Origin of the sequence: Serratia sp. CY33525 (genome assembly GCF_052169115.1) — a bacterium.
In the GTDB taxonomy this organism is placed as follows: Bacteria; Pseudomonadota; Gammaproteobacteria; order Enterobacterales; family Enterobacteriaceae; genus Serratia; species Serratia sarumanii.
Window position 1 is genome coordinate 308476 of the sequence record NZ_JBJNLK010000003.1, and the last position, 26680, is coordinate 335155.

At 62.0% G+C, this 26680-nt stretch carries 24 protein-coding genes; 14 read left to right on the top strand and 10 right to left on the bottom strand.

The genetic code is table 11. From position 1 onward, the window contains the following. The first annotated feature begins 337 nt into the window (after window positions 1–337). The 5 genes from deoC (at window position 338) to yjjJ (ending at window position 6120) form a co-directional block, all read left to right on the top strand. A complete protein-coding gene (deoC, locus tag ACJ8IM_RS10210; protein WP_033652872.1) occupies window positions 338–1117 on the top strand; it encodes a deoxyribose-phosphate aldolase in 780 nt (259 codons plus the stop codon). 66 nt (window positions 1118–1183) lie between these two features. After that, window positions 1184–2506, top strand: coding sequence for a thymidine phosphorylase (gene deoA, locus ACJ8IM_RS10215; RefSeq protein ID WP_033652873.1), 1323 nt, complete (start codon window positions 1184–1186; stop codon window positions 2504–2506). A 70-nt stretch (window positions 2507–2576) separates the two neighbouring features. Continuing rightward, a complete protein-coding gene (deoB, locus tag ACJ8IM_RS10220) occupies window positions 2577–3800 on the top strand; it encodes a phosphopentomutase (protein ID WP_033652874.1) in 1224 nt (407 codons plus the stop codon). 107 nt (window positions 3801–3907) lie between these two features. Continuing rightward, window positions 3908–4639 (top strand): purine-nucleoside phosphorylase, encoded by a 732-nt coding sequence (gene deoD / locus ACJ8IM_RS10225; protein WP_033652875.1) that lies wholly within the window; start codon window positions 3908–3910, stop codon window positions 4637–4639. 137 nt (window positions 4640–4776) lie between these two features. Continuing rightward, window positions 4777–6120 carry a type II toxin-antitoxin system HipA family toxin YjjJ gene (gene yjjJ / locus ACJ8IM_RS10230; protein ID WP_033652876.1) on the top strand — a complete coding sequence of 448 codons (1344 nt, stop codon included), beginning with the start codon at window positions 4777–4779 and terminating at the stop codon, window positions 6118–6120. Between the two features lies 1 nt (window position 6121). Here the strand turns inward: yjjJ and ACJ8IM_RS10235 are convergent, their stop codons facing one another. Continuing rightward, window positions 6122–6805, bottom strand: coding sequence for a YtjB family periplasmic protein (locus ACJ8IM_RS10235; RefSeq protein WP_033652877.1), 684 nt, complete (start codon window positions 6803–6805; stop codon window positions 6122–6124). Window positions 6806–6915: 110 nt separating this feature from the next. Here ACJ8IM_RS10235 and serB point away from each other — a divergent pair, with 110 nt between their 5' ends. From serB to ACJ8IM_RS10255, 4 genes are all read left to right on the top strand, one after another. Continuing rightward, window positions 6916–7893, top strand: a complete 978-nt coding sequence (gene serB, locus ACJ8IM_RS10240; protein WP_016929162.1) for a phosphoserine phosphatase — start codon at window positions 6916–6918, stop codon at window positions 7891–7893. A gap of 19 nt (window positions 7894–7912) precedes the next feature. Then, a complete protein-coding gene (radA, locus tag ACJ8IM_RS10245; RefSeq protein ID WP_025159617.1) occupies window positions 7913–9298 on the top strand; it encodes a DNA repair protein RadA in 1386 nt (461 codons plus the stop codon). Window positions 9299–9356: 58 nt separating this feature from the next. Then, the gene (gene nadR / locus ACJ8IM_RS10250) at window positions 9357–10631 is read left to right on the top strand and encodes a multifunctional transcriptional regulator/nicotinamide-nucleotide adenylyltransferase/ribosylnicotinamide kinase NadR (RefSeq protein ID WP_033637030.1); all 1275 of its coding nucleotides are present in this window, start codon (window positions 9357–9359) and stop codon (window positions 10629–10631) included. A gap of 132 nt (window positions 10632–10763) precedes the next feature. Continuing rightward, complete coding sequence (locus ACJ8IM_RS10255; protein ID WP_101455736.1) at window positions 10764–12197, top strand: glycosyltransferase family 39 protein; 1434 nt, start codon at window positions 10764–10766, stop codon at window positions 12195–12197. 31 nt (window positions 12198–12228) lie between these two features. Here the strand turns inward: ACJ8IM_RS10255 and ACJ8IM_RS10260 are convergent, their stop codons facing one another. Next, the gene (locus tag ACJ8IM_RS10260; protein ID WP_043148173.1) at window positions 12229–13230 is read right to left on the bottom strand and encodes a zinc-binding alcohol dehydrogenase family protein; all 1002 of its coding nucleotides are present in this window, start codon (window positions 13228–13230) and stop codon (window positions 12229–12231) included. 97 nt (window positions 13231–13327) lie between these two features. Between ACJ8IM_RS10260 and ACJ8IM_RS10265 the strand changes: the two genes are divergently transcribed. Beyond that, window positions 13328–14239, top strand: coding sequence for a LysR family transcriptional regulator (locus ACJ8IM_RS10265; RefSeq protein ID WP_033652881.1), 912 nt, complete (start codon window positions 13328–13330; stop codon window positions 14237–14239). A gap of 41 nt (window positions 14240–14280) precedes the next feature. Here the strand turns inward: ACJ8IM_RS10265 and ACJ8IM_RS10270 are convergent, their stop codons facing one another. After that, window positions 14281–15276: an NADP-dependent oxidoreductase gene (locus tag ACJ8IM_RS10270; protein WP_101455737.1), complete on the bottom strand. Its 996-nt coding sequence runs from the start codon at window positions 15274–15276 to the stop codon at window positions 14281–14283. A gap of 13 nt (window positions 15277–15289) precedes the next feature. Next, window positions 15290–16258: an SDR family NAD(P)-dependent oxidoreductase gene (locus ACJ8IM_RS10275; protein ID WP_033652883.1), complete on the bottom strand. Its 969-nt coding sequence runs from the start codon at window positions 16256–16258 to the stop codon at window positions 15290–15292. 163 nt (window positions 16259–16421) lie between these two features. Here ACJ8IM_RS10275 and ACJ8IM_RS10280 point away from each other — a divergent pair, with 163 nt between their 5' ends. Then, window positions 16422–17327, top strand: a complete 906-nt coding sequence (locus ACJ8IM_RS10280) for an AraC family transcriptional regulator (RefSeq protein WP_033652884.1) — start codon at window positions 16422–16424, stop codon at window positions 17325–17327. A gap of 29 nt (window positions 17328–17356) precedes the next feature. On the opposite strand, the gene ettA is transcribed toward ACJ8IM_RS10280, so the two are convergent. The 4 genes from ettA to ACJ8IM_RS10300 all read right to left on the bottom strand — a co-directional run bounded on the left by ettA (window position 17357) and on the right by ACJ8IM_RS10300 (window position 21558). Next, window positions 17357–19024 carry an energy-dependent translational throttle protein EttA gene (ettA, locus tag ACJ8IM_RS10285; protein WP_025159620.1) on the bottom strand — a complete coding sequence of 556 codons (1668 nt, stop codon included), beginning with the start codon at window positions 19022–19024 and terminating at the stop codon, window positions 17357–17359. 142 nt (window positions 19025–19166) lie between these two features. Continuing rightward, window positions 19167–19664, bottom strand: a complete 498-nt coding sequence (locus tag ACJ8IM_RS10290) for an OmpA family protein (protein WP_033649136.1) — start codon at window positions 19662–19664, stop codon at window positions 19167–19169. Window positions 19665–19702: 38 nt separating this feature from the next. Beyond that, the gene (locus tag ACJ8IM_RS10295; RefSeq protein WP_033637037.1) at window positions 19703–20950 is read right to left on the bottom strand and encodes a diguanylate cyclase domain-containing protein; all 1248 of its coding nucleotides are present in this window, start codon (window positions 20948–20950) and stop codon (window positions 19703–19705) included. Further along, on the bottom strand, window positions 20947–21558 hold the full coding sequence (locus ACJ8IM_RS10300; RefSeq protein ID WP_369783288.1) for a YfiR family protein: 612 nt from the start codon (window positions 21556–21558) through the stop codon (window positions 20947–20949). The genes ACJ8IM_RS10295 and ACJ8IM_RS10300 overlap by 4 nt, the downstream gene beginning before the upstream one ends. 633 nt (window positions 21559–22191) lie before the next feature. On the opposite strand from ACJ8IM_RS10300, the gene sltY reads away from it, so the two are divergent. Next, window positions 22192–24120, top strand: a complete 1929-nt coding sequence (gene sltY / locus ACJ8IM_RS10305; protein ID WP_033652886.1) for a murein transglycosylase — start codon at window positions 22192–22194, stop codon at window positions 24118–24120. A gap of 54 nt (window positions 24121–24174) precedes the next feature. Next, the gene (trpR, locus tag ACJ8IM_RS10310; RefSeq protein WP_004933017.1) at window positions 24175–24504 is read left to right on the top strand and encodes a trp operon repressor; all 330 of its coding nucleotides are present in this window, start codon (window positions 24175–24177) and stop codon (window positions 24502–24504) included. An 11-nt stretch (window positions 24505–24515) separates the two neighbouring features. Here trpR and yjjX read toward each other — a convergent pair whose 3' ends face one another. Further along, a complete protein-coding gene (gene yjjX, locus ACJ8IM_RS10315) occupies window positions 24516–25034 on the bottom strand; it encodes an inosine/xanthosine triphosphatase (RefSeq protein ID WP_033637040.1) in 519 nt (172 codons plus the stop codon). Between the two features lie 101 nt (window positions 25035–25135). Between yjjX and gpmB the strand changes: the two genes are divergently transcribed. Next, window positions 25136–25783 carry a 2,3-diphosphoglycerate-dependent phosphoglycerate mutase GpmB gene (gene gpmB / locus ACJ8IM_RS10320; protein ID WP_025305227.1) on the top strand — a complete coding sequence of 216 codons (648 nt, stop codon included), beginning with the start codon at window positions 25136–25138 and terminating at the stop codon, window positions 25781–25783. Here the strand turns inward: gpmB and robA are convergent. Next, window positions 25780–26649 (bottom strand): MDR efflux pump AcrAB transcriptional activator RobA, encoded by an 870-nt coding sequence (gene robA, locus ACJ8IM_RS10325; RefSeq protein ID WP_033637041.1) that lies wholly within the window; start codon window positions 26647–26649, stop codon window positions 25780–25782. The genes gpmB and robA overlap by 4 nt on opposite strands. Window positions 26650–26680: the final 31 nt, after the last annotated feature.

The following is a 26680-nucleotide window of genomic DNA, read 5'->3' on the forward strand; positions in this document are numbered from 1 at the left end:
GCGGGACTCCGCCTATACTCTAAGCAACGCGGGTGCGTGCCGCACCCGCGATCTTCAGCCGCTTCTTTAGCGAATTTGTGAACGATATCGCGTTATTTTGTGATGTTCTTCACATATAATTCCGGTCTGTTACAGTGCTATTTCATATAGTGTGACGATGAACGCGAATCGCCCCCGGCATTCGTGTTCAAATAGCTATTACTGGCCGGCCGCAAGGCGGGTGGCCATGTGCGGTGAGAAGGATCTCAGTTGCCGCCGCGGGAACGCCGTTCCCCAGCGCTATCTTCATGGAACCAAGTCCGCTCGCCAACACCCAGGTACTCAGTTGGAGAGTTTTATGACCGAATTAACCGCAGCAGCGCAACGTGCGCTGAATTTGATGGATTTAACCACGCTGAATGATGATGACACCGACGAGAAAGTGATCGCGCTCTGTCGTCAGGCCAACAGCCCGGCCGGCCACACGGCGGCCATCTGCATCTACCCGCGTTTTATCCCGGTGGCGCGTAAGGCGCTGCGCGAGCAAGGCACGCCGGATATCCGCATTGCCACCGTGACCAACTTCCCGCATGGCAACGACGATATCGACATCGCGCTGGCGGAAACCCGCGCGGCCATCGCCTATGGCGCGGATGAAGTGGACGTGGTGTTCCCTTACCGCGCGCTGATCGCCGGCAACGAACAGGTCGGCTTCGAGCTGGTGAAACAGTGCAAGCAGGCTTGCCAAGCGGCCAACGTGCTGCTGAAAGTGATCATCGAAACCGGTGAGCTGAAGCAGGCCGATCTGATCCGCAAGGCGTCCGAGATCGCCATCAAGGCCGGGGCGGACTTTATCAAGACCTCCACCGGCAAGGTGCCGGTCAACGCCACGCTGGAAAGCGCCGAGCTGATGATGTCGGTGATCCGCGATATGGGCGTGGCGAAGACGGTGGGCTTCAAGCCGGCCGGCGGCGTGCGCACCGCGGAAGACGCGCTGCATTATCTGCAGCTTGCCGATCGTATTCTGGGCGAAGGCTGGGCCGATGCGCGGCATTTCCGCTTTGGCGCTTCCAGCCTGCTGGCCAGCTTGCTGGCCGCGCTGGGCTACCAGACCCAGACCGCCGGCGGCGGCTACTGATCGATTTCGTTGGCGGGCGCCAGGCGCGCCCGTCTGCACCGACTCTCGGCGACACAGGGGGATGCCTTGTTCCTGGCTCAAGAAATTATTCGTAAGAAACGCGACGGCCAGCCGTTAAGCGAAGCGGAAATCCGCTTTTTCATCAACGGCATTCGCGACAACGTGGTGTCGGAAGGGCAGATCGCCGCGCTGGCGATGACCATTTATTTCCATGACATGAGCATGCCGGAGCGCGTGGCGCTCACCATGGCGATGCGCGATTCCGGCACCGTGCTGGACTGGAAAAGCCTGGCGCTGAACGGCCCGATCGTCGACAAGCATTCGACCGGCGGCGTGGGCGACGTGACCTCGCTGATGCTCGGCCCGATGGTGGCGGCCTGCGGCGGCTATGTACCGATGATCTCCGGCCGCGGCCTGGGGCATACCGGCGGCACGTTGGACAAGCTGGAAGCCATTCCGGGCTTCAATATTTTCCCGGACGATAACGCCTTCCGCAAAATCATTCAGGACGTCGGCGTGGCGATCATCGGCCAGACCAGCTCGCTGGCGCCGGCGGACAAACGTTTTTACGCCACCCGCGACATCACCGCCACCGTGGATTCGATCCCGCTGATCACAGCCTCCATTCTGGCCAAGAAGCTGGCGGAAGGGCTGGATGCGCTGGTGATGGACGTGAAGGTCGGCTCCGGCGCCTTTATGCCGACCTATGCGCTGTCGCAAGATTTGGCGCAGGCGATCGTCGGCGTGGCCAACGGCGCGGGCTGCAAGACCACCGCGCTGCTGACCGACATGAACCAGGTGTTGGCCTCCAGCGCCGGCAACGCGGTGGAAGTGCGTGAAGCGGTGCGCTTCCTGACCGGCGAATACCGCAACCCGCGCCTGCTGGAAGTGACGCTGGCGCTGTGCGTGGAAATGCTGCTGTCCGGCGGCCTGGCGCAAGACGAGGCCGACGCGCGCGCCAAACTGCAGGCGGTGCTGGACAACGGCAAGGCGGCGGAGGTGTTTGGCCGCATGGTGGCGGCGCAGCAGGGGCCGATAGACTTCGTCGAACGCTACGATAGCTATCTGCCGGCGGCAACGCTGAGCAAGCCGGTGTATGCTGAAAAGCCGGGCATCATCAGCGCCATGGATACCCGCGCGCTGGGCATGGCGGTGGTTGCGCTGGGCGGCGGCCGTCGCCGGGCGAGCGACGCCATCGATTACAGCGTTGGCCTGACCGAGGTGGCGCGCCTGGGCGAGAAAGTGGATGCCCAGCAGCCGCTGGCGATGATCCACGCCAACGATGAAGAGAGCTGGCAGCAGGCGGCCGATGCGGTGCGCAGCGCGATGACGCTGAGCGACAAGGCGCCGGAAGCGACGCCGGTGGTGTATAAGCGCATCACGGAATAACCCAAGAATCAGGAACGGTCGCGGCTTTTTCGCGGCCGTCCAAAGCGTGAGAACACGCAGGAGAGCACAGATGAAACGCACATTTATTATGGTATTGGACTCCTTCGGCATCGGCGCCAGCGAAGACGCCGAACGTTTTGGCGATCAGGGTTCCGACACCCTGGGCCACATCGCCGAGGTTTGCGCGCGCGGTGAGGCCAACGTGGGCCGCCAGGGCCCGCTGACGCTGCCTAACCTGAGCCGTCTGGGCCTTGGCAAAGCGGCGGAAGAGTCCACCGGCAACTTCCCGCAGGGGTTGGATCGCAACGCCGACATCATCGGCGCTTACGCTTACGCCAGCGAACTTTCTTCCGGTAAAGACACGCCGTCGGGCCACTGGGAAATCGCCGGCGTGCCGGTGCTGTTCGACTGGGGCTATTTCAAGGACGAGCACAACAGCTTCCCGCAGGCACTGCTGGACAAACTGGTCGAACGCGCCAAGCTGCCGGGCTACCTAGGCAACTGCCACTCATCCGGCACCGTGATCCTCGATCAGCTGGGTGAAGAGCACATGAAAACCGGCAAGCCGATTTTCTACACCTCCGCCGACTCGGTATTCCAGATCGCCTGCCATGAAGAAACCTTCGGCCTGGATCGCCTGTACGAGCTGTGCGAAATCGCGCGTGAAGAGCTGACCGAAGGCGGGTATAACATCGGCCGCGTGATCGCGCGTCCGTTCGTCGGCGACAAGCCGGGCAACTTCCAGCGCACCGGCAACCGTCACGATCTGGCGGTAGAGCCGCCGGCGCCGACCGTGCTGAAAAAGCTGGTGGACGAGAAGGGCGGCGAAGTGGTGTCGATCGGTAAAATCGCCGACATCTACGCCAACGTCGGCATCACCAAGAAGGTGAAGGCGACCGGCATCGACGCGCTGTTCGACGCAACCCTGATCGAAATGGAAAAGGCCGGCGACAACACCATCGTGTTCACCAACTTCGTGGACTTCGATTCCTCTTACGGCCACCGCCGCGACGTGGCGGGCTACGCCGCCGCGCTGGAGCTGTTCGACCGCCGCCTGCCGGAGCTGCTGAAGCTGGTGAAAGACGAAGACATCATCATCTTCACCGCCGACCACGGCTGCGACCCGACCTGGCCGGGCACCGACCACACCCGCGAGCACATCCCGGTGCTGGTTTACGGCCCGAAAGTGAAACCGGGCTCGCTGGGCCACCGCGAGACCTTCGCCGACATCGGCCAGACCGTCGCCAATTACTTTGGCCTGTCGCCGATGGAATACGGTAAGAGCATGTTCTAAGCCCTGTCTTTCAAGCCGCAGCGTTGTTAGTGCCTAGCTGCAACTCGAAATTCAAGGCTTAGATGTTTGACGTTTTTATTAAATAAGATTTCTAAAGGAAGAAAATTATGGCTACGCCGCACATTAATGCTGAGATGGGTGATTTCGCTGACGTAGTACTGATGCCGGGCGATCCGCTGCGTGCAAAATACATCGCCGAAACCTTCCTGGAAGGCGCGGTGGAAGTGAACAACGTGCGCGGCATGTTGGGCTTCACCGGCACCTACAAAGGCCGCCGCATCTCCGTAATGGGCCACGGCATGGGCATCCCGTCCTGCTCCATCTATGCGCGCGAGCTGATCGCAGAATTCGGCGTGAAGAAGATCATTCGCGTGGGCTCCTGCGGCGCGGTGCGTGACGATATCAAACTGCGTGACGTGGTGATCGGCATGGGCGCGTGCACCGACTCCAAGGTGAACCGTCTGCGCTTCAAGGACAACGACTACGCGGCGATCGCCGACTTCGACATGGTGCGCAACGCGGTCGACGCGGCGGCGGCGCAGGGCATCCCGGCGCGCGTGGGCAACATCTTCTCCGCCGATCTGTTCTACACCCCGGATCCGGACATGTTCCAGGTGATGAAGAAGTACGGCATCCTGGGCGTGGAAATGGAAGCGGCCGGCATCTACGGCGTGGCGGCAGAGCTGTACGAAGAGTTCGGCTGCAAGGCGCTGACCATCTGCACCGTGTCCGACCACATCCTGCGCCACGAAGCGACCACGGCGGCGGAACGCCAGACCACCTTTAACGACATGATCGTTATCGCGCTGGAATCCGTGCTGCTGGGCGACAAAGCGTAACACCCCGGCGGGCGTCATCATGGCGCCCGCCCGTCAATCTATTCATTCTGCTTGGCCAGTTTTGGCTAACGCTTTACCTTTCTGCCATTTAACGCTATTACTTCCTTTATCAATCTATTCACCAATCTATTCATCCGATGCTCACCGTTGAACAAGTTTTGCGTCATGGGCCGGCTACGGCTCGTCAACTGACAGAAGCGTTAGGCATCAGCCAGCCGACGCTATCGCGCCGTCTCCGTGAACTGGCGGGCGCCGTATTGATCCTCGGTAAAGGTAAGGCGACGCGCTATGCGTTGCGGCGCGGGATCGGCGGTGAGAGGCAGTTTCCGCTATATCGGGTTGATGAACGGGGTAAGGCGCACCTGTTTGCCACGCTTTGCCCGCTGTATCCTGCCGATAACTGTGCGGTGTGCGATGAGCGCAGCGGAGAGTGGCAGCTCTATGACGGCATGCCATGGTATTTGAACGACCTACGGCCGATTGGCTTTCTCGGGCGAGCCTGGGGAAAAGCAGCGGCGCGCGAGTTGAATTTGCCGGAGGATGTGCGGCGATGGGATGAAGGTCAACGCTTGTTGGCGCTCTGCCGTTATGGCGAAGACATGACCGGCGATCTGTTGCCTGGTGCCGACAGCTATCAGCGTTGGTTAATGCGGGATACTGCCGTCGCCATCACGGTGGAAGATAAAACCGAGCGTTACGCCGCATTGTCTGTCCAGGCGCTGGCCGGGGAGCTGGTAGGCTCTTCCGCCGGTGGCGAGCAACCCAAATTTACCGCCTATGCTGAGCTGGCGCCTGGGCGCCGTGCGCATGTTTTGGTGAAGTTCAGCCTGGCGCCGACGCATGTCATTGCACAGCGCTGGAGCGATTTGCTGATCGCCGAGTCGCTGGCATTGCAGACGGTCGCCGCTGCGGGATTGCCTGCCGCATCGGCGCAAATCCTGTTCGGTGCTGACCGACAATGCTTTTTAGAGATCGAGCGCTTTGATCGCATCGGTGAAGAAGGGAGGGTAGCGATGGTGTCGCTGGAGGCGCTGGATGCCGAGTTCAGCGGCAGCGGCCACGCCAACTGGGTCGTGGCCGCCGAGCGGTTATTGCAGCTAGGGGTGATCGATCACTCAGTCTACCAACGGGTTGCCCTGTATTGGGCCTTTGGCCGGTTGATCGCCAACAGCGATATGCACCAAGGCAACCTGTCGTTCTTGCGGATAACCCAGCGGCCGGTCATGTTGGCGCCTTTGTATGATATGTTGCCGATGGCTTTTGCCCCGGCAAGCAGCGGTAATCTGCGCCACGACGCGCTGGAGATCCGTTTGAGCAACGAGGTGAGCGGCGCCGTCTGGCGGCAAGCGGAGCTATTGGCTCTCGAGTTCTGGCGGCGAACGGCGCAACATGACGACATCAGCGAGGCGTTCCGGGCGATTGCCGAGCAAATGTTGGTGCAACTGCAGAAGCTGCACGAGCGCATTCAGCGCCTGGCCTGAGTTACCCCTTCTTCGGCGCTTCCTGTTTTTCCTCAGGCGCATCCTCTTCGTCGTCTTCCACCGTATTGCCTTCTGCCAACGGCGTGTTGGCGGTCAACAGGTACGGCGACTGCTGCCAGCGGCTGCGGCGGTGTTGCAGCAGGGTGCGCGCCAGAATGATGCCGATCGCCAGCGCCAGCAGGATCATCAGGCGCAGCAGGTTGGTGGTGTTGTCCACCTGCTTGGATTCGGTCGCCAGCACGTGGGTGTCGAGGGTGATGCGGATAAAGCCGATCGGGCCGTCTTTGCCCTGAATGGATTCGACCAACTGGTGGTTGAAGTAGCTGCCGGCGCGCTTGCCGTCGAGCGACAGCCGATCGCGTATACTTATCTGCTCCCCGGCGTGGGAGACCAGCGTGCCGTCCAGCTGATACACGCTGACGTCGAGAATGCGGCTGTGATCGGTGAGCTGCTTGAGGATGGCGTCGATGCGCGGGTTGTTGCCGTCGTCGTCCAGCAGCGGCGCCAGGCTGTAGGCGACCTGTTTGGTCAGCGTCTGCGCCAGCTCTTCGACCTGTTCGGATCGCGCCATTTGGTGACTCAGGCTAAAATAAGAGGCACCCTGCATCAGGAGCACCAGCAAAGCCAGGCAAATCAGGATAATAGCGGTACGGTGCAGGCGAAATTTCAGTTTAGCGCGAGCCATGCAGGTTCCTTGGGCATCGGGGACACTTTATGTTGCCAGAACCGCTGGCGATAGGATAGCTTGATGCGTCGTTTTATCATGCAGCGTTTTTGTCCATTCAGGAGTCAATGATGTCAAACAGTCTGACCTATTGCGATCTTCCGGCGGAGATCTCTCAATGGCCGGGTCTTCCCCTTTCGCTCAGCGGCGACGAAGTGATGCCGCTGGACTACCGGGCGGGCAATACCGGGTGGCTGTTATACGGCAGAAAGCTGGACAAGGCGCGCATTACACAATTCCAACGCAAGCTGGGCGCGGCGATGGTGATCGTCACCGCCTGGGGCGTGGACGACTATCAGGTGGTGCGCCTGGCGGGCACCTTGACGCCGCGCGCCAAGCTGCTGGCGGCGGAGAGCGGGCTGGACGTGGCGCCGCTCGGCAAGATCCCGCACCTGCGCACGCCGGGGCTGCTGGTGATGGACATGGATTCGACGGCGATCGAGATCGAGTGCATCGACGAGATCGCCAAGCTGGCGGGCGTCGGCGAACAAGTGGCGGAAGTCACCGAACGCGCGATGCGCGGCGAGCTGGACTTTACCGCCAGCCTGCGCCAGCGCGTCGGCACGCTGAAAGGGGCCGACGCCAACATCCTCAAGCAGGTGCGCGACGAGCTGCCGCTGATGCCGGGGTTGACCAGCCTGGTGGGCAAGCTGCAGGCGATGGGCTGGCATGTGGCGATCGCCTCCGGCGGCTTCACCTACTACGCCGAATACCTGCGCAACCGGCTGCGGCTGGTGGCGGCGGCGGCCAATGAGCTGGAGATCCGCGACGGCAAGCTGACCGGCGAAGTGCTGGGGCCGGTGGTGGACGCGCAGTTCAAAGCCGATACGCTGCTGCGGCTGGCGGAGAAGCTGGAGATCCCGCTGGCGCAGACCGTGGCCATCGGCGACGGTGCCAACGATTTGAAAATGATGCAGGCGGCGGGGCTGGGCATCGCCTACCACGCCAAGCCGAAAGTGTATGAAAAAGCGCAGGTGGCGATCCGGCATGCGGATCTGATGGGCGTGCTGTGCATTCTCACCGGCAGCCTGAAACACGAAGTGCGATAACGAAAGATTGAGGTAAGACGTGGCAAAAGCGGCAAAACGGGCATTTGTGTGCAATGAGTGCGGGGCGGACTATCCGCGTTGGCAGGGGCAGTGCAGCGCCTGTCATGCCTGGAACACCATCACGGAAGTGCGTTTGGCCGCGTCGCCCGCAGCGGCGCGCAACGATCGCCTCAGCGGCTATGCCGGCGACGCCGGCGTCAGCAAGGTGCAGAAGCTGTCGGAAATCAGCCTTGAGGCGCTGCCGCGCTTCACCACCGGCTTTCTCGAGTTCGATCGCGTGCTGGGCGGCGGCGTGGTGCCCGGCAGCGCCATTCTGATCGGCGGCAACCCCGGCGCCGGCAAGAGCACCCTGTTGCTGCAGGTGCTGTGCAAACTGTCCGAGCAGATGAAAACCCTGTACGTCACCGGCGAGGAGTCGCTGCAGCAGGTGGCGATGCGCGCTCATCGGCTGGGGCTGCCGACCGGCGGCCTGAACATGCTGTCGGAAACCAGCATCGAGCAGATCTGCCTGATCGCCGAGCAGGAACAGCCGAAGCTGATGGTGATCGACTCGATCCAGGTGATGCACATGGCGGACATTCAGTCTTCGCCGGGCAGCGTGGCCCAGGTGCGCGAAACCGCCGCCTACCTGACGCGCTTCGCCAAGACGCGCGGCGTGGCGATCGTCATGGTCGGCCACGTCACCAAAGACGGCTCGCTGGCCGGGCCGAAAGTGCTGGAACACTGCATTGACTGTTCGGTGCTGCTGGACGGCGACGCCGATTCCCGCTTCCGCACCCTGCGCAGCCACAAGAACCGCTTCGGCGCGGTCAACGAGCTGGGGGTGTTCGCCATGACCGAACAGGGGCTGCGCGAAGTCAGCAACCCTTCGGCGATCTTCCTCAGCCGCGGCGATGAAGTCACTTCCGGCAGTTCGGTGATGGTGGTGTGGGAAGGCACCCGGCCGCTGCTGGTGGAGATCCAGGCGCTGGTGGATCACTCGATGATGTCCAACCCGCGCCGCGTGGCGGTGGGCCTGGAGCAGAACCGGTTGGCGATCCTGCTGGCGGTGCTGCACCGCCACGGCGGGCTGCAGATGTCGGATCAGGACGTGTTCGTCAACGTGGTCGGCGGGGTGAAGGTCAGCGAGACCAGCGCCGATTTGGCGCTGCTGATGTCGTTGGTCTCGAGCCTGCGCGATCGGCCGCTGCCGAACGATCTGGTGGTGTTCGGCGAAGTGGGGCTGGCGGGAGAAATCCGTCCGGTGCCGAGCGGCCAGGAGCGCATCTCCGAAGCGGCCAAGCACGGTTTCAAGCGCGCCATCGTGCCGCACGGCAACATGCCGAAGAAGCCGCCGGCCAACATGCAGGTGTTTGGGGTCAAGAAGCTGGCGGACGCGCTCGACGTGCTGGAAGAGTTTTATTAATGTCGCCGACGGCGAGTAAGATATGCTATTTTGTTTAGCATACTAAACGGAGGTGGCCATGCCGCAATTTGATTACCTGAAGACGTCCATTAAGCAAAAGGGCTGTACTTTGCAGCAGGTGGCGGATGCCAGCGGCATGACCAAGGGCTATCTGAGCCAGCTGTTGAACGACAAAATCAAAAGCCCGAGCGCGCAAAAGCTCGAGGCGCTGCACCGTTTTCTCGGGCTGGAGTTCCCGCGTAAAGAGGTCAAAGTCGGCGTGGTGTTTGGTAAATTTTACCCGCTGCACACCGGCCACATCTATCTGATCCAGCGCGCCTGCAGCCAGGTGGACGAACTTCACGTTATCTTGTGCCACGATGAACCGCGCGACCGCGAGCTGTTCGAGAACAGTTCGATGTCGCAACAGCCAACGGTCAGCGATCGCCTGCGCTGGCTGCTGCAGACCTTCAAGTACCAGAAAAACATCCATATCCACTCGTTCGACGAGCAGGGCATCGAACCCTATCCGCACGGCTGGAACGTGTGGAGCGACGGCATGAAGGCCTTTATGGAACAGAAGGGCATCGTGCCGAGCTTCATCTATTCCAGCGAAGCGCAGGATGCGCCGCGCTACCGCGAGCATCTGGGCATCGAAACCATCTTGGTCGATCCCGAGCGTTCGTTCATGAACATCAGCGGCAATCAGATCCGCCAGGATCCGTTCCGCTATTGGGACTATATCCCGACCGAGGTGAAGCCGTTCTTCGTGCGCACCGTGGCGATCCTCGGCGGCGAGTCGAGCGGCAAGTCGACGCTGGTCAACAAGCTGGCCAACATCTTCAACACCACCAGCGCCTGGGAATATGGCCGCGATTACGTGTTTTCGCACCTGGGCGGCGACGAGATGGCGCTGCAGTACTCCGACTACGACAAAATCGCTCTCGGGCAGGCGCAATACGTGGATTTCGCGGTCAAGTACGCCAACAAGGTGGCGTTTATCGATACCGATTTCGTCACCACCCAGGCGTTTTGCAAAAAGTACGAGGGGCGTGAACACCCCTTCGTGCAGGCGCTGATCGACGAATACCGTTTCGATCTGGTGATCCTGCTGGAAAACAACACGCCGTGGGTGGCGGACGGCCTGCGCAGCCTTGGCAGCGCCGCCGATCGCCTGGCGTTCCAGCACCTGCTGGAGGAGATGTTGCGCGCCAACAACATCGAGTACGTGCACGTCGAGTCCAGCGATTACGAAGAGCGTTTCCTGCGCTGCGTCGAGCTGGTGCAGCAGCTGCTGGCGGCGGACGCCGGCCGCTTGGCGAATGCGCCCGCCCATCGCCATGCCGCAGGCTGAGAAAATTAGCGGAATGTGCGGTCGCGGCGGCAGAAACGCCTCTGTGGCGCACATTTAACGGCTTGTTTAAACATGGTTCATTCGGTAGCGACTAGGTTAAGATTTTCTTTACAATAACGCTCAGAAGAAGACATGTCTTATCGCTTACTCGTTCTCTGGTTGATCTGCTATGCCGCAGCCTGGACGCTGCTGACCGTTCATCTCGATCCCACTCTGCCTTACGACGCCGTCGAGGCGCTCAACTGGGGCCTCAACGCCGAGTGGGGCTCACCGAAAAATCCTTGGCTGGTCGGTGCGGCGATGCAGCCGGCGATCTGGCTCCCGTGGCTGCCGCTGAACCTGTACTGGTATGGCGGGCACTTCATCGCCATCGCCATCGGCATGTTGGGCGTCTGGCTATTGGCGCGCCGCCTGAGCGGCAGCACCTCGCTGGCCTGGATGGCGCTGCTGACGCTCAACCTGTCCGGCATCATCAATTTCGACATCATTCCCTACAACGACAATTACCTGTTGGTGATGCTGTGGCCGTGGATGGCGCTGTTCTTCCACCTGGCGATCTCGCGTTCGGCCAACTGGTGGCCGGCTTTCGCATTGGTGGCCGGTCTGGCGATGATGGCTAAATACTCGACCTTCGCCTTCGTCTATTTCGCGGCGCTGTCGACGCTGTTCGTACCGCAGATCCGCCGCTGCTATCGCCAGCCGCAGTTCTATCTGGCGGTGGCGATCTGGTTGGCGCTGGTGTTGCCGAACCTGTTCTGGCTGTGGAACCATGACTTCGCCGCCTTCAAGTGGGTGGATTCGCAGATCAAGATGCAGCTCAACCTCGATATGCTGCAGTCGCTGCTGCTGGTGTTCTATCCGTCGCTCGCGCTGTGGGTGATCCTGCGGCGCAGCGGGGCGGTGCTGGCCTGGCCAGCGGCGTTGCCGATGCGGGTGTTGCTGTGGGTCTACCTGTTGCCGCTCGGCATCATTACCTTCTGGTTCTCTTTCAACGTCGGCGGCCGGCTGACCGAGTGGCTGCAGCCGTTCTTCATGCTGGCGCCCGCGCTGCTGGTTGGCTGCGTGCGCCAGCCGCCGGTGCGTTCGCTGCGCGCGGCGACCATCGGGCTGATGTGCGCGGCGTTGGCGGTCTATCTGGGGTATGCCGCGGTGATGCTGGGCAACGTGCGCAACGCCGGCCAGAAAATGGTGGGTATCAAGGCGTTCAGCGTCGGAGTGGAGCGGCTGTGGCAGGAGCGGTATGGCGTCAGCCTGCGCTACGTCGGCGGCGAATACCTGTCGCAGTGGATGACGGTGTACGCCGGCTCCCGGCCGCAGACCATTACGCGCTGGTCCAATCATACGCGCCCGAATATCTACAACGTCAACATCAGCTATCCGCAGATTGCGCAGCACGGCGTCGCTCTGTTCGGGCGGTTGGGTGAAGACTGCGCGCACAGCGACTTCGGCGGCGAGCTGGCCCACTGGCCGAAGATGCGCCTCGATTGGCAGCAGACGCTGACGTTCCGCGCCGATCCGCATGCCGACGAGCAGACGCTGTGCGTCGGCTTCGTTCGTCCGCAGTAACGGCGGCGCAAAACGCCGCCGCGATTCAGGCTTAGTAAGCGATAACCAGCTTGCCTTGCATATGGCCGCCGAGCAGCCGTTGATGCGCGGCGGTCAGCGTCTCTACCGACAGCCCGTGCAGGGTTTCGCTCAGCGTGGTGCTCAGCTTGCCCTCGTCCAGCAGCTGCGCCACCTGCTGCAGGATGCGCCCCTGCTGCGCAATGTCCGGGGTGGTGAACATGCTGCGGGTGAACATGAATTCCCAGTGCAGCGCGGCGCTTTTCAGCTTCAGCGCGTTTTGATCCAACGGCTGCGCGTTCTCGACGATGGTGCAGATATGGCCCAGCGGCGCGACCAGCTCGGCCATCGCCGGCCAGTGGCCGTCGGTATCGTTCAGGCACAGGATGTAATCCACCTGCTCGATGCCGTGCTGCGCCAGCTCGCCCTTCAGATCGCGGTAGTCCACCACCAGATCGGCGCCGCGCTCACGGCACCAGGCGGCGGATTCCGGCCTTGAGGCGGTGGCGATCACTTTCACCTTGCTGCGCAGCGCGGCCAGCGGAATGGCCAGCGAGCCGACGCCGCCGGCGCCGCCGATGATCAGCAGCGTCTTGTTCTCCGGCGCGTCCTGAATGTTCAGGTGTTCGAACAGCGCTTCCCAGGCGGTGAGGGCGGTGAGCGGCAGGGCGGCGGACTCGGCCCAGTTCAGGCTGCGCGGCTTGTGCGCGGCGATGCGTGAGTCGATCAGCTGGTGGCTGCTGTTGCTGCCGGGGCGGGTGATGTCGCCGGCGTACCACACTTCATCGCCGGGCTTGAAGCCGCTGACGCCGCTGCCCACGTCTACCACCACGCCGCTGGCGTCCCAGCCGAGGATGCGCGGCTGCTGCAGGCCGCTCTTTTGCAGACCGGCGTGCACTTTGGTGTCCACCGGGTTGACCGACGCCGCTTTCACTGCCACCAGCAGATCGTACTGGCCGGGAACCGGCATTTCCGGTGAGATTTCGATGAAACCGGCGGGGTTCTGCGGGTCTACGGCAATGGCTTTTATCGACATGATTGTGCTCCTTTTAAATGATGTCCCCAGTGTAGACCCGCGGCAGTGGGGTGATAAGATGGACAATATCTAACAGAGTGTTCGTTTAAGGTGAACAATGGAATTCAAACAGCTGCAGGACATGGCGCTGTTCGCGCTGGTGGTGGAGTGCGGCAGCTTCACCGCCGCCGCGCAGCGCGTCGGGTTGCCGAAATCCAGCGTCAGCCAGCGCATCAGCCAGCTCGAACAGACGCTGGGGCTGCGCTTGCTCAATCGCACCACGCGCCAGCTGAACCTGACCTTCGCCGGTGAGCGCTGTCTGGAACATTGTCAGGCGATGATGTCCGCCGCGGAACGCGCCGATCTGGCGTTGCAGCGGCTGCGCGATAACCCGAGCGGCCGCCTGCGCATTTCAACGCCCGCCGGGCTGGGGGCGACCCTAGTGGCGCGGCTGGCGGCGGATTTTCAGCGCCAGTATCCGGACGTTTCGCTGGAGGTGTCGGTGTCCGACGCCATGGTGGATCTGGTGCAGGAAGGTTACGATGCCGCGCTGCGCACCGGCAAGCCGCAGGATTCTTCGCTGATCGGTCGCCGTCTCGGGTATGCGCCGCGCTATCTGTTGGCCGCGCCGTCTTATCTGGCGCAGCATCCGCCGATCGAACACCCGCAACAACTGCAACAGCATCGCTGCATTGCCCACCGCGCCTGGACGGCCTGGAACCTGCGCTGCGGCGATGACTATTACCGCTGGCAGCTGCCGCTGGCGCACACCACCGACAACCTGCTGTATGCGCGTGAATGCGCTATCGCCGGCGCGGGGATCACGCTGTTGCCGGCGTTTCTCAGCCGCGAGGTGGTGGCGCAGAAGCTGTTGGTGGAAGTCTTGCCGGCGTGGCGCGCGGAGGGCAACGAGCTGTATCTGGTTTACCCGAGCCGCAAGCTGAATTCCCCGGCGCTGGCCTGCTTCATCGATGTGGTGCTGCAGCATCCGGCGTTCGACGACTACGCCCGCGAGCTGCCGCGGGAATAAGAACCAAGGAAGCCCAGGCCGCTCCTGGGTTAAACAAGATATTACGTCACTTGCACGATGCGCTTTCCTGTGTTTTCCCCCGCCAGCAGGCCAACCTGGGCCGCGGGCAGCAGCTCAAAACCGGCGATCAGATCTTCGATGACCGCTAATTTCTTCTCCGCGACCCAGGCCGTGAGCGCCGTCAGCGCCTGTTCTTGTCGGTGAAGGAAGTCGGCCAACAGGAACCCCCGCATCGTCAAGCTGTTGACGATCAGCAAACCGGGGATCCCGGCCGGCGCGGCCGGTGGGGAGGCCGTATCGTACTGCGACACCGCGCCGCAGCAAACAATGCGCCCCTGTTTCGCCATGTGCGGCAGGCAGGCCGCCAAAATATCGCCGCCGACGTTGTCGAACAGCACGTCAATGCCGTTGGGGCACGAGCGGCGCAGGCCGTCATGCAGATTCCCCGCCTTATAATCTATCGCCGCGTCGAAACCCAGCCTGTCCGTCAGCAGAGCCGTTTTGGCGGCGCCGCCGGCAATGCCCACCGTGCGGCAGCCGTGGAGCCGGGCGATTTGTCCGGCGAACATGCCTACCGCCCCCGCGGCGGCGGAAATGACGACGGTTTCACCGGCCTTGGGGCGTCCGCATTCCAGCAGGCCGAAGTAAGCGGTGAGTCCGGGCACGCCGTAAACGCTGAGCAAGTGCGTATGCGGAACGATGTCCGGCTGTTTGAGCGCCTCAGTTGCCGGCAGGGCCGTGAAGGTTTGCCAGCCGGTTTCCGCCAACACGATATCGCCGGCGGCCAGCAGGGGAGAGCGCGACGTGACGACTTCGGCCAGCGTCGTCGCGGCCATGATGTCTCCTGGCTGCAATCCGGAACGATAGGTGACGCCCTGCATCCAGGCTCTGCTGGCCGCATCCAAAGGCACGTAAAGCGTGCGCAACAGAACCTCTCCGGGGCCGGGGATCGGCATCGGGGTCTCGCGAGTCTGAAAACAATCGACGGTCAGCTTTCCCTGTGGGAGTTTGCCGAGGATGATTTGGCGATTCTGCATAGGGGGCTCCTGTTTAAATCTTGCCGAAGATGTCGATGCCGGTGAGTTGCGCCGACAATTCCCACAGGCGTTGGGCCTGTTCAGGATCGACGGCGTAGCTTTTTACGCCGCTGAAGGAAAAGCCCTCGTCATCGTTGCGCCGGGCGATATCGCAGTCTTCGCAATACAATCCGCCAAGGCCATTGAGTTGAGGCGATGTCGCCGCCCACACCTGGGTTGCCGCACCCTGTTGCGGCGTTTTCAGCATTTCCGGGTGTGCGGGTTTGCCGTCGGCGTCGATCCAGTCCAATGCGAGCATCTCTTCCTGCGAGAGGTAACGCTGCAGTGGTGTGGGGATCATGCCGGGATGCAGCGTGAAGGCGCGTACACCGGCGGCTCGTCCTCGTTTGTCGAGGTGCACGGCGAATAACGCATTAGCGGTTTTCGACTGGCCGTAGGCCCGCCACTTGTCATAGCCGTTGTGAAACTGCACGTCATTCCAGCGTATGGCGCTGGCATGGTGGCCGGAAGAAGAGATGACGACAACGCGGGCGCCGCCCGCCAATGCCGGCCAGAGGTGGTTCACCAGCGCGTAATGCCCCAGGTGGTTGATCGCGAATTGTGCCTCCCAGCCTGGGCCGATGCGGGTTTCAGGACAGGCCATGATGCCGGCGCCGCAGATCACCATATCGAGGTGGACGCCGGTCGCCAGAAGATGTTGCGCGAACTCTCTAATGTTGTTCAGATCGGCCAAATCAAGCTCATAAATGTCGACGTTGCTGATACCGGCGAGGGCCAGACGAGTGCGGGCGATGACGGGATCGCGGGCGGCGACAATCACCTGTGCTCCCGCCTGCGTCAATGCGCGAGTCGTTTCCAACCCCAGGCCGGAATGGCCGCCGGTGACCAGCGCCGTCATGCCGGCCAGTTGACGATCTTTGAGCACGTCGGCGGCGGTGGTGGTGGCGTTGAAGCCAGAGCCGATGGGCGTTTGTTTGTTCATTGGGGATTCCTCGCTGTGGTTGGCTGTGACACAGGGAGTGTAAATCGGCGCTATCCGGCGGATGAATGCAACAAAAACCTAATTTCTGTCGCCATCGTCCTAAAGTCTTCGGCCAGCGCATCGCGCGGGTTATGCTCTTGCAAGATCTTTATGGGGAGAGGGTATGGATCCTTTATCGGAAGTGCTGGCGCCACTGAACAGCCAGAATGCGTTTTTCGGCGGCCTGAAGGCCGGCGGCGACTGGGCCGTTCATTTTCCCGCTCCGCAAGGCGGGAAGTTCAATGCGGTGGTGCGCGGCGGCTGTTGGTTGGCGGCGGAAGGGCTGGCAGAACCGCTGTGGCTGGCGGCCGGCGACTGTTTACTGCTGACTCGCAGCCTGCCGCTGACCGTCGGCAGCGACTTGTCTCTTCCGGCGCTCGACGCCGACGCGCTTTATCTGCAGGCGCAAAACGGCGTGGCGAGCTGCGGCGAGGGGGAAACGTGCCTGTTTATCGGCGGGCGTTTTAGCTTTGGCGAGGAGGTGGAGCGGCTGTTCGGCAGCCTGCCTGCGTTGATGGTGATCCGCGGGGGCACGGAAGAGGCAGCCGTGCTGCAATGGGCGCTGCAGCGGCTGGCGGATGAGCTGGTGAGGCCTTCGCCGGGCAGTACGTTGATGGCGCATCATCTGGGGCAAATCATGTTGACCCAGGCGCTGCGGATTTACCTGATGGGGGAGGAGAGTGCGGCGTCCGGCTGGCTACCCGCCTTGTTCGATCCGCGCATCGGCGCCGCGATGCAGGCGGTACATGCCGATCCGGCCCGGCGCTGGACGGTGGCGGCGTTGGCCGACGCGGCGAGCGTTTCCCGTTCGACGTTGGCGCTGCGCTTCAAGCAGAAAGCCGGCATGGCGCCGCTCGAGTACGTGTCGCGCTGGCGCATGCTGCTGGCGGCGCGGGCGCTGCGTACCGGCGGCGAACCGGTCTCCGCTATCGCGCAGCGTTTGGGGTACGATTCCGACAGCGCTTTCAGCCACGCGTTCAAACGCGTGATGGCGTGCTCACCGCGCGACTATCGCCGGGCGCAGGCGTAAAAAAGGCGCCGCATGCGGCGCCTCGGGCATTACTTGGCGATCTTCTTGTACTTGATGCGGTGCGGCTCGAGCGCGTCGGCGCCCAGCGTACGCTTCTTGTACTCTTCGTACTCGGTGAAGTTGCCTTCGAAGAATTCCACCTTGCCTTCATCCTGGTAGTCCAGGATGTGGGTGGCGATACGGTCGAGGAACCAACGGTCGTGCGAGATCACCATGGCGCAGCCAGGGAATTCCAGCAGGGCGTTTTCCAGCGCGCGCAGGGTTTCGATATCCAGGTCGTTGGTCGGTTCATCGAGCAGCAGCACGTTGCCGCCAACCTGCAGCAGCTTGGCCAGGTGCAGACGGCCACGCTCACCGCCGGACAGCTCGCCCACGCGTTTGCCCTGATCGACGCCCTTGAAGTTGAAGCGGCCGACATAGGCGCGGCTCGGCATCTCGGTGTTGCCGATGCGCATGATGTCCTGCCCGCCGGAGACTTCTTCCCACACGGTTTTCGAACCGTCCATGCTGTCGCGGAACTGATCGACGGATGCCAGCTTGACGGTGTCGCCCAGCACGATGCTGCCGGAATCAGGCTGTTCCTGGCCGGACATCATGCGGAACAGCGTGGATTTACCCGCGCCGTTCGGGCCGATGATGCCGACGATTGCCCCTTTCGGCACCGAGAACGACAGGTCGTCGATCAGCAGGCGGTCGCCGTAGGACTTGCGCAGGTTGCTGACTTCGACCACTTTGTCGCCCAGGCGTGCGCCAGGTGGAATGAACAGTTCGTTGGTTTCGTTACGTTTCTGGTATTCGGTGTTGTTCAGCTCTTCGAAGCGGGCCAAACGGGCCTTGCCTTTGGACTGACGGCCTTTGGCGCCCTGACGCACCCACTCCAGCTCTTTCTCGATCGACTTGCGGCGAGCGGCTTCGGCGGACGCTTCCTGCGCCAGACGCGCGTCTTTCTGCTCCAGCCAGGAAGAGTAGTTGCCTTCCCACGGGATGCCCTCGCCGCGGTCCAGTTCGAGGATCCAGCCGGCCACGTTATCCAGGAAGTAACGGTCGTGGGTGATCGCCACCACGGTGCCTTCGAAGTCGTGCAGGAAGCGTTCCAGCCAGGCCACGGACTCGGCGTCCAGGTGGTTGGTCGGTTCGTCCAGCAGCAGCATGTCCGGTTTTTCCAGCAGCAGGCGGCACAGCGCGACGCGGCGGCGTTCACCCCCGGACAGGTGGGCGATTTTGGCGTCCCAGTCCGGCAGGCGCAGCGCGTCGGCGGCGCGTTCCAGCTGGGCGTTGAGGTTGTGACCGTCGTGCGCCTGAATGATCTCTTCCAGGCGGCCCTGTTCGGCGGCCAGCTTGTCGAAGTCTGCGCCTTCTTCGGCGTACAGCGCGTACACTTCGTCCAGGCGTTTCAGCGCGCCGACCACTTCCGCCAGCGCTTCTTCCACCGACTCACGCACGGTGTGTTCGAGGTTAAGCTGCGGCTCCTGCGGCAGGTAACCGATCTTGATGCCCGGCTGCGGGCGCGCTTCCCCTTCGATATCGGTATCGATGCCGGCCATGATGCGCAGCAGGGTGGACTTACCGGCGCCGTTCAGGCCCAGTACGCCGATTTTGGCCCCGGGGAAGAAGCTCAGGGAGATGTTTTTCAAAATATGACGCTTCGGCGGTACCACCTTGCCGACGCGGTGCATGGTATAGACGTATTGAGCCACGTTGCTCTAAGCCTCTCTATATCAGTATTTATAGGATGTCTGGCGGCATGAGTGTAGCCCGTTTCGATCTCGGATCCCAGACATCGCTCAGCGATCGCTAAGTATAACCGTTTATGCGCCGATAAAGGCGCATATTGGTGGCTTATGGCGTGACGACGATCGCGACGCGGCGGTTTTCCGCGCGGCCGCTGGAGGTGCGGTTATCGGCAACGGGATCGCGCTTGCCCATGCCGCGGGTTTCGATATTGGCGCGCGGAATGCCGACGCTGGCCAGCAGATCGGCCACCGCATCGGCGCGGCGCAGGGAGAGCTGGTCGTTATAGCTGTCTTCACCGTAGTTGTCGGTATGGCCGTCCAGGCGGAACTTGGTGATGCCGACGCTCAGCAGCGCGCGGCCCATCTTCTGCACCGTCTCGGTGCTTTCCGGGTTCAGCTTGCCGATGTTGTTGCCGAACAGCACTTTATCCGACAGGCCGAACTCCCAGCCGTTATCGGTCAGCTTGAAGCCCTGCGATTGCAGCAGCGCGATCTGCTCGGGCGTCAGGCCCTGCGGTTTGCTCTGGCAGCCGGCGAGCGCCAGCAGGGCGACGAACACCATCGTCAGCAGTGAAAAACGACCTTTAAACAGTTGCTGTATCATAGTCAAAATCCCTAGTTCAAGTGTTATAGCCGGGGCTCTTATTTATGTATAGCCAGCCGCCAGCCTCCGTTATAACGATGCTTTGCCTGATACATCGCATCGTCAGCTTCGTGCAAAAGACCCTGAGGCGTCGACGCGTGATCAGGGTACAGCGCAATACCGATACTCAGAGAGGTAATGACCGCCTCGTCGTTCGGCAAAATGACCGGTTGCGTCATGCAGTCGATGATGTTGTCAGCGATCTGCAGGACATCTTCCGTGCCGTGTACCGGCGCCAGCAGCACGGCGAATTCATCCCCGCCCAGACGCGCGACCAGATCGGTCTCGCGCAGCTGCGCGCGAATGCGCCCGGCAATGGTGGTCAGCACCGCATCGCCTGCGGCGTGGCCGTAACTGTCGTTCACCTCCTTGAAGCGATCGCCGTCGATAAACAGCACCGCCAATTTCGCCGGCGGTTCGATATCGCCCAGCGCCCGGCTCAGCCGCCCTTCGAAGAAGGCGCGGTTCGGCAAGCCGGTCAGGCTGTCGTGTGTCGCCCGGTGAGCCAGCGAGTCGTTCTCCTGCTTCAGATGGGCCTGCCAGGCCTCCAGCTCGTCGAGCAAACCGTTGAAATCGTTGCTGAGCTCATGCAGCTCGGCGATCGGCGCCGACGGCACCCGCAGGCCGAAGGTGCGATCGCGGCGCACCGCGTGCGCCACGTTGGCGATGTCGTCCAGCGAACTGACGATGCCGACCAGCATACGCCGTGACAACACCAGAGCGCACAGGGTGCTGAGTACCATGCAGGCGATCATGCCGACCAGGCCGCGCAACAGGAAACGCAACAGGCTGCCGCCGTTGCCGCTCAACCAGACCTGGCCGACCTGTTTGCCCCCGTGAGAAATAGGCAGGATGACCGGCTCGGGCAGCGCCCAGTGCGCAACCATCTGCTCCAGACCGTGCAGCGGGCTGTCGGAGGGATGGCGCCAGCTGGCCAGCATCTTGCCTTTATTATCCAGAATGCGTGCCTCCAGGATCTCTTCGTTGGAGGCGATCAGCATCAGCGCCTCACGCGCGGCGACGCCGTCTTCAAACACCACGGCGGCCTCGACGGTATAGCTGATGGAGCGCGCGATCAGGTGCAGGTTGTGGTCGGCATAAGCGCGCAGCGCAAACAGCGCCACCAGCGTCAAAAAGATGCCGGCGGTGCCGACGGCGATCAGCGCCAGCCCAAGATGCACCCGCTGCAGCACTCGGCCCAGCGTCGGGCGCGCATTGCCGGCGCGGTTTCTGTGCAACAGCCTCATAGCGGCGGCGCCTGTTTGCGTGCCAGCTGCAGCACGTTGGGGTGAACGCGCACGCCGCTGCGCGCCAGAGCATCCAGGTTGACCTTGAAACTGGCCTGGTCCCCATCGATCTGCAGGCAAAATGCGCTGCCGGCGGAGCATTCGCTATCGTTCTCGCTGATGCTGAGAATGGAGTTGCCGGAAATGCGCTGCATGAAATTTTGTCTCTGCGCGGCGGTGATGTTCCCTAAGTAGATGACATCGCAGCCGGTACTCAGCGTTGGGCTGTCGAACGGCACACGCTCGGCTTTAATCGGACGCGGGGCGCTCAGCAGGATCGGATCGAACAGCCCTTCGGCATACTGGGTGGGTGCGGTCACGCACAAGCGGATCGGATTGGGTTCACGCGACCAGCGGGCGTAGCTGATGATGCCTACCACCACGGTCGTCACGGCGTGCGTGCGTTTTTGATAGGGATCATCAGCGGCGCGCGCAGGCCCGGACAACGTCAGCAGCACCAACAACACGATCAGCAGCAGGCGACCGATATTCAGACGTGCGCCAAGGAAGCCCGGCACGGGGCTTTTTGCGCAACGCATCGCTATCGCGGTCTTATTCGCCATCTTCACCCGCCATTCCGGCCTGAACCACCGCCCGCAGGCCGTGGCCTGACAAGGAAAAGTTCGGCCCGCTTGAAGGGACAATCGTTTTGCTGAAAGCTGTCAGTCGCACTGCCTAATGAACACTATCTCACCCATAATTGGCGCGGATTGTATTATAAGATGTCTTCGTTGGGCGCTTTATGTGCTGTTTTCTCGGAATTATCCTACTTATTTTTGATAGTATAAAAATGCCTACCCGGGTTTGCCACCGCTTTTCTGCAAAGTTGGCGCGTTTGGCCAGCTGTCAGGCGATTTGCGCAACGGCGGCGTCATCTCACAAATGCAATAATGTCATAGCTAATAATTAAAAATTATTTTACTTCTCTTATAAATGCCGGGGTGGCTAATAAAAATCCGGTGGCTGGAAATATCCCGTCGGCCTGATTTGTCAGCCAAAGTAAACGTTTTTTACCTGGCTCCCGTCATGGCGATACACTTCTTCTTCTACAGTATTGAATGGATGAGCGATTGCGCTGTCTATGGTAGATATCTGCGTCCGGGCCGTGCGCCCGGCTTTATTTTGTCCCGCTGTGCCGTAGCGCGGCGGTCACCGGGGAGCTGGGCGGCTCCTGCGGTCCAACCAGTGAGGAAAGAGCGAGGATGGTCAAGGTGGACAAGCGACGGCTGTTGGCAATGGGCCTGTGCCTGACGGCGTTTTCAGGCGCGGCGCTGGCGGATTCTCTGGATGCGCAACGTCAGCGCTACCAGCAGATCAAACAGGCATGGGACGGCAAGCAGATGGGCGTGGTGGCGCAGCTGATGCCGACGCTGCGCGATTATCCGCTTTATCCTTACCTGGAATACCGCGAGCTGACACAGGATCTGAGCCAGGCGGGGTTCTCCGAGGTGAACGACTTTATCAAACGCAACCCGACGCTGCCGCCGGCGAAATCACTGGCCCCGCGCTTCGTCAATGAGCTGGCGCGGCGCGAAGACTGGCGCACCCTGTTGGCCTTCAGCCCGCAGCCGCCCAAACCGGTGGCGGCGCGCTGCAATTATTACTACGCCAAGTGGGCCACCGGCGATCAGCAGGCGGCCTGGAGCGGCGCCGACGAACTGTGGCTGAACGGCAAAACGCTGCCGGGCGCCTGCGATCGGCTGTTCAGCGTCTGGCGCGGCGCAGGCAAGCAGACGCCGCTGGATATTCTGGCGCGCATGAAGCTGGCGTTGAAGGAGGGCAACAGTTCGCTGGTCAGCAACCTCTACAGCCAACTGCCGGCCGACTACCAAACCATGGGCAACGCCCTGGTGCGCTTGCAAAACGATCCGACCACCGTGGAAGCCTTCGCCCGCAGCGTGGGGCCGACCGACTTTACCCGCGCCGCCACCGGCATCGCCTTTGAGCGCCTGGCGCGGCAGGATGTGGAAAACGCGCGGGCGATGATCCCGACGCTCGCGCGGCTGCAGAAAATGAGCGACGACGAGCGGCTGGGGCTGGAAGAGGCGGTGGCCTGGCGCCTGATGGGCAGCGATGCCACCTATGAACAGGCGCAGTGGCGCGATCGGGTGATTCTGCGCAGCCGTTCGCCTTCGCTGCTGGAGCGCCGGGTGCGCATGGCGTTGGGCAACGGCGATCGGCAGGGCGTGGCGACCTGGCTGGCCCGCCTGCCGGAAGCGTCGCGCAACAAGGATGAGTGGCGCTACTGGCGCGCCAGTCAGTTGATGGACGAAGGCAAACGCGCCGAAGGCGAGGAGATATTGCGTAACCTGATGACCGAACGCGGCTTCTATCCGATGGCGGCGGCGCAGAAGCTGAACGCCACTTATCCGGTGATGGTGGCGGTGGCGGCCAAGCCGCGCGCGTCGCTGGTCGACGGGCCGGAGGTTGCCCGGGTGCGCGAGCTGATGTACTGGAACATGGACAACCTGGCCCGCAGCGAGTGGGGCTCCTACGTCGCCAGCCGCAGCCGGCCGGAACAAGAGGCGCTGGCGCGCTACGCCTTTGAGCAAAAATGGGCCGATCTGAGCGTGCAGGCGACCATCGTCGGCAAGCTGTGGGATCATCTGGAGGAGCGCTTCCCGGTCGCCTGGCCGCAGGAGTTCCGCCGCGCCACCGATGACAAGGGGATCACCACCAGCTACGCGATGGCGATAGCGCGCCAGGAGAGCGCCTGGAATCCGAAGGCGCAGTCGCCGGTTGGCGCTTCCGGCCTGATGCAGGTGATGCCGCGCACCGCGCAGCATACGGTGCAGATGTTCAATATTCCCGGCTACGTCGGCCCGAGCCAGCTGTTCGATCCGCAGACCAACATCACCATCGGCACCAGCTATCTGGAGTCGGTCTATCAGCAGTTCGGCCGCAACCGCATCCTGTCGAGCGCCGCCTATAACGCCGGCCCGTCACGGGTGAACACGTGGCTGGGCAACAGCGCGGGGCGTATCGATCCGGTGGCGTTCATCGAAAGCATTCCGTTCTCTGAAACCCGCGGCTACGTCAAGAATGTGCTGGCCTACGATGCGTTTTACCGTTATCTGACGCACCGGCCGGCCAAGGTGCTGACCGACGCCGAGTGGCAGAGACGTTATTGATTTTGACGGCCCTATGGTATGCTGCTGTACTAGTTAAATAGTATGGTGGCTGCCATGACGCAATTATCGTTAAACGACCCCGCTCTTTCAGAACAAGGCAATGAGGATTGGCTGCGCTTCGTCGCGCTGCTGCAGAATTCGTTTGCGCAAGAGCTGCATCAACCGCTGCTGCAGCTGATGCTGACGCCGGACGAGCGCACCGCGCTGGGCACCCGGGTGCGGATCATTCAGGAACTGATGCGCGGCGAGATGAGCCAGCGCGAGCTGAAAAATGAACTGGGCGCGGGGATCGCCACCATCACCCGCGGCTCGAACAGCCTGAAAGCGGCTTCACCCGAGCTGAAACAGTGGCTTGAGCAGCAGCTGTTGCACGACGCGCCCTAGCGGGATCGGTGCTATTGCTGATAGATGGCGTTGTGAAACGGCACCAGCGCCAGCAGCAGCGCCTGGTGGTAAACGCTGGTGCGGCTCAGCCGGCCGTCGGTGAAGACGCCGATGGCGCCGCCCTGGCGCTTCACCTCGGCATTGCCGGTGATCGCCGCCATTTCGCTGCCCAATTCGCGACCGGCGCGAATACCTTGTAAGATGACTTCCGGCAGCATCAGGCTCGCCGAGCGGGATTCGCCGCGGATGTGCGGGTTCTCGATGGTCATCCAGGCGAAGGTCATATTCTCTTCAATCCCGGCTTCCACGCCGACCCAAAAATCGGCCTCGGGCCTGACCTGGCGCGCTTCCATGACGCGTTGACGCGAGCCGGTGCGGGTTTCGTGGTTGCCTATCGGCTGCAGCGAGACGCCGCTGGCGACGTCAACGGATTCAATGCGGTATTGGTTCGCGCCAAAGACGTCATCGAAGGCCAGTTGAATAGCCTTGATCTTTGCCGGGTTGGTAGTTGCAGCGACAACATGGTACATAACGGGTTTGATATCCTTCTGGCCGATACGCCGGGCAGCGGCAAAAGCGCCGCCGGGCCGGGGATAAACGCAAATTTCACGCAGTATAACGGAAAACAAAAATGTTACAGGTATACCTCGTTCGCCATGGCGAAACGGAATGGAACGCGGCTCGCCGCATCCAGGGTCAGTCCGACAGCCCGTTAACCGCCATGGGTGAACACCAGGCCCGTCTGGTCGCCAGGCGCGTCAGTAAGGAAGGCATTACGCACATCATTACCAGCGATCTGGGGCGCACGCGCCGCACCGCGCAGATCATCGCCGAAGCCTGTGGCTGCGAAGTGATAGGCGATCCGCGTTTGCGTGAGCTGCACATGGGGGTTCTGGAAGAACGCCTGATCGACAGTTTGACGCCGCAGGAAGAGCAGTGGCGCAAACAGATGGTCGATGGTACTCCTGACGGCCGTATCCCTCAAGGCGAATCCATGGAGGAACTGGGCGAGCGCATGCGCGCCGCGCTGGAGAGCTGCCTGATGCTGCCGGAAGGCAGCAAACCGCTGCTCGTCAGCCATGGCATCGCGTTGGGGTGTTTGATCAGTACGGTGCTGGGGCTGCCGGCCTATGCGGAACGCCGTTTGCGCTTGCGCAACTGTTCACTGTCGCGCGTCGATCACCAGCAGAGCCCGTGGCTGGCTTCCGGCTGGATCGTGGAGACGGCGGGCGATGTCACGCATCTGGACATGCCCGCGTTGGACGAACTGCAGCGTTAACGCCGAATCGGGATCAGGTAATCGCACTTGATCTCGATAGGTGCCTGATGCGGACGGCGCTCGCCTTTCGGGTAGAAGCGTTCGATGTCGTGCCCTTTGCGGCGCGTCAGTTGAAGCGCCGGCAGGCAGGTGCCGTAGACCGTCAGAATAAAGTCTTGCAGGCCCTCAGTGGGCCCTTCGTAGCTGAACATCGCAAACTCACCGCCCGGCAACACCAGCGGCTGGCCTTCCTGCGCCTTGTCAGGCACCTGATCCGGCTCCAGCGCCGTGGTGTACAGCACTTCCTGTTCGTCGTCCTTCTCCTGGCTCGGCCGCGAGTGGTGCAGCCCGTACAGCACCGGCGGCAGGGTTTCGACGTCACCGAGGAACTGGCGCCAGAACTGCGAGCGCAGCTCGGTGCGCACGGTGGTGATCTGTTCCAGCGTACAGGAGTAGCTTTGGGTCAGGCCGACCAGGCGCTTGTCCGGCAGCGAGACGAATTCCGGCTGCGGCAGGGTGAAAGCCCCCAGACGGATCGGCGGGCAGATGCCGAATGCGTTCCAGTCTTCGGCGCGGCGGTACAGCGCCGGCGTTTGCGCAAACTGTTTTTTGAAGGCGCGGGTGAAGGTCTGCTGCGAGTCGAAGCGATACTGCAGGGCGATATCCAAAATCGGCCGGCTGGTCAAACGCAGCGCGACGGCGGCTTTGGACAGCCTCCTTGCCCGGATGTAAGCACCGATGGCGTTACCGGTAATATCTTTGAACATCCGTTGCAGGTGCCATTTGGAGTAGCCGGCCTTGGCCGCCACGTTATCCAGCGACAAGGGTTGGTCCAAATGGCTTTCCAGCCAGCTAAGCAGATCACGAATGATACCGGCTTGATCCATAGATCTTCCTCGTAAAGCTTGGGGGTAGGAA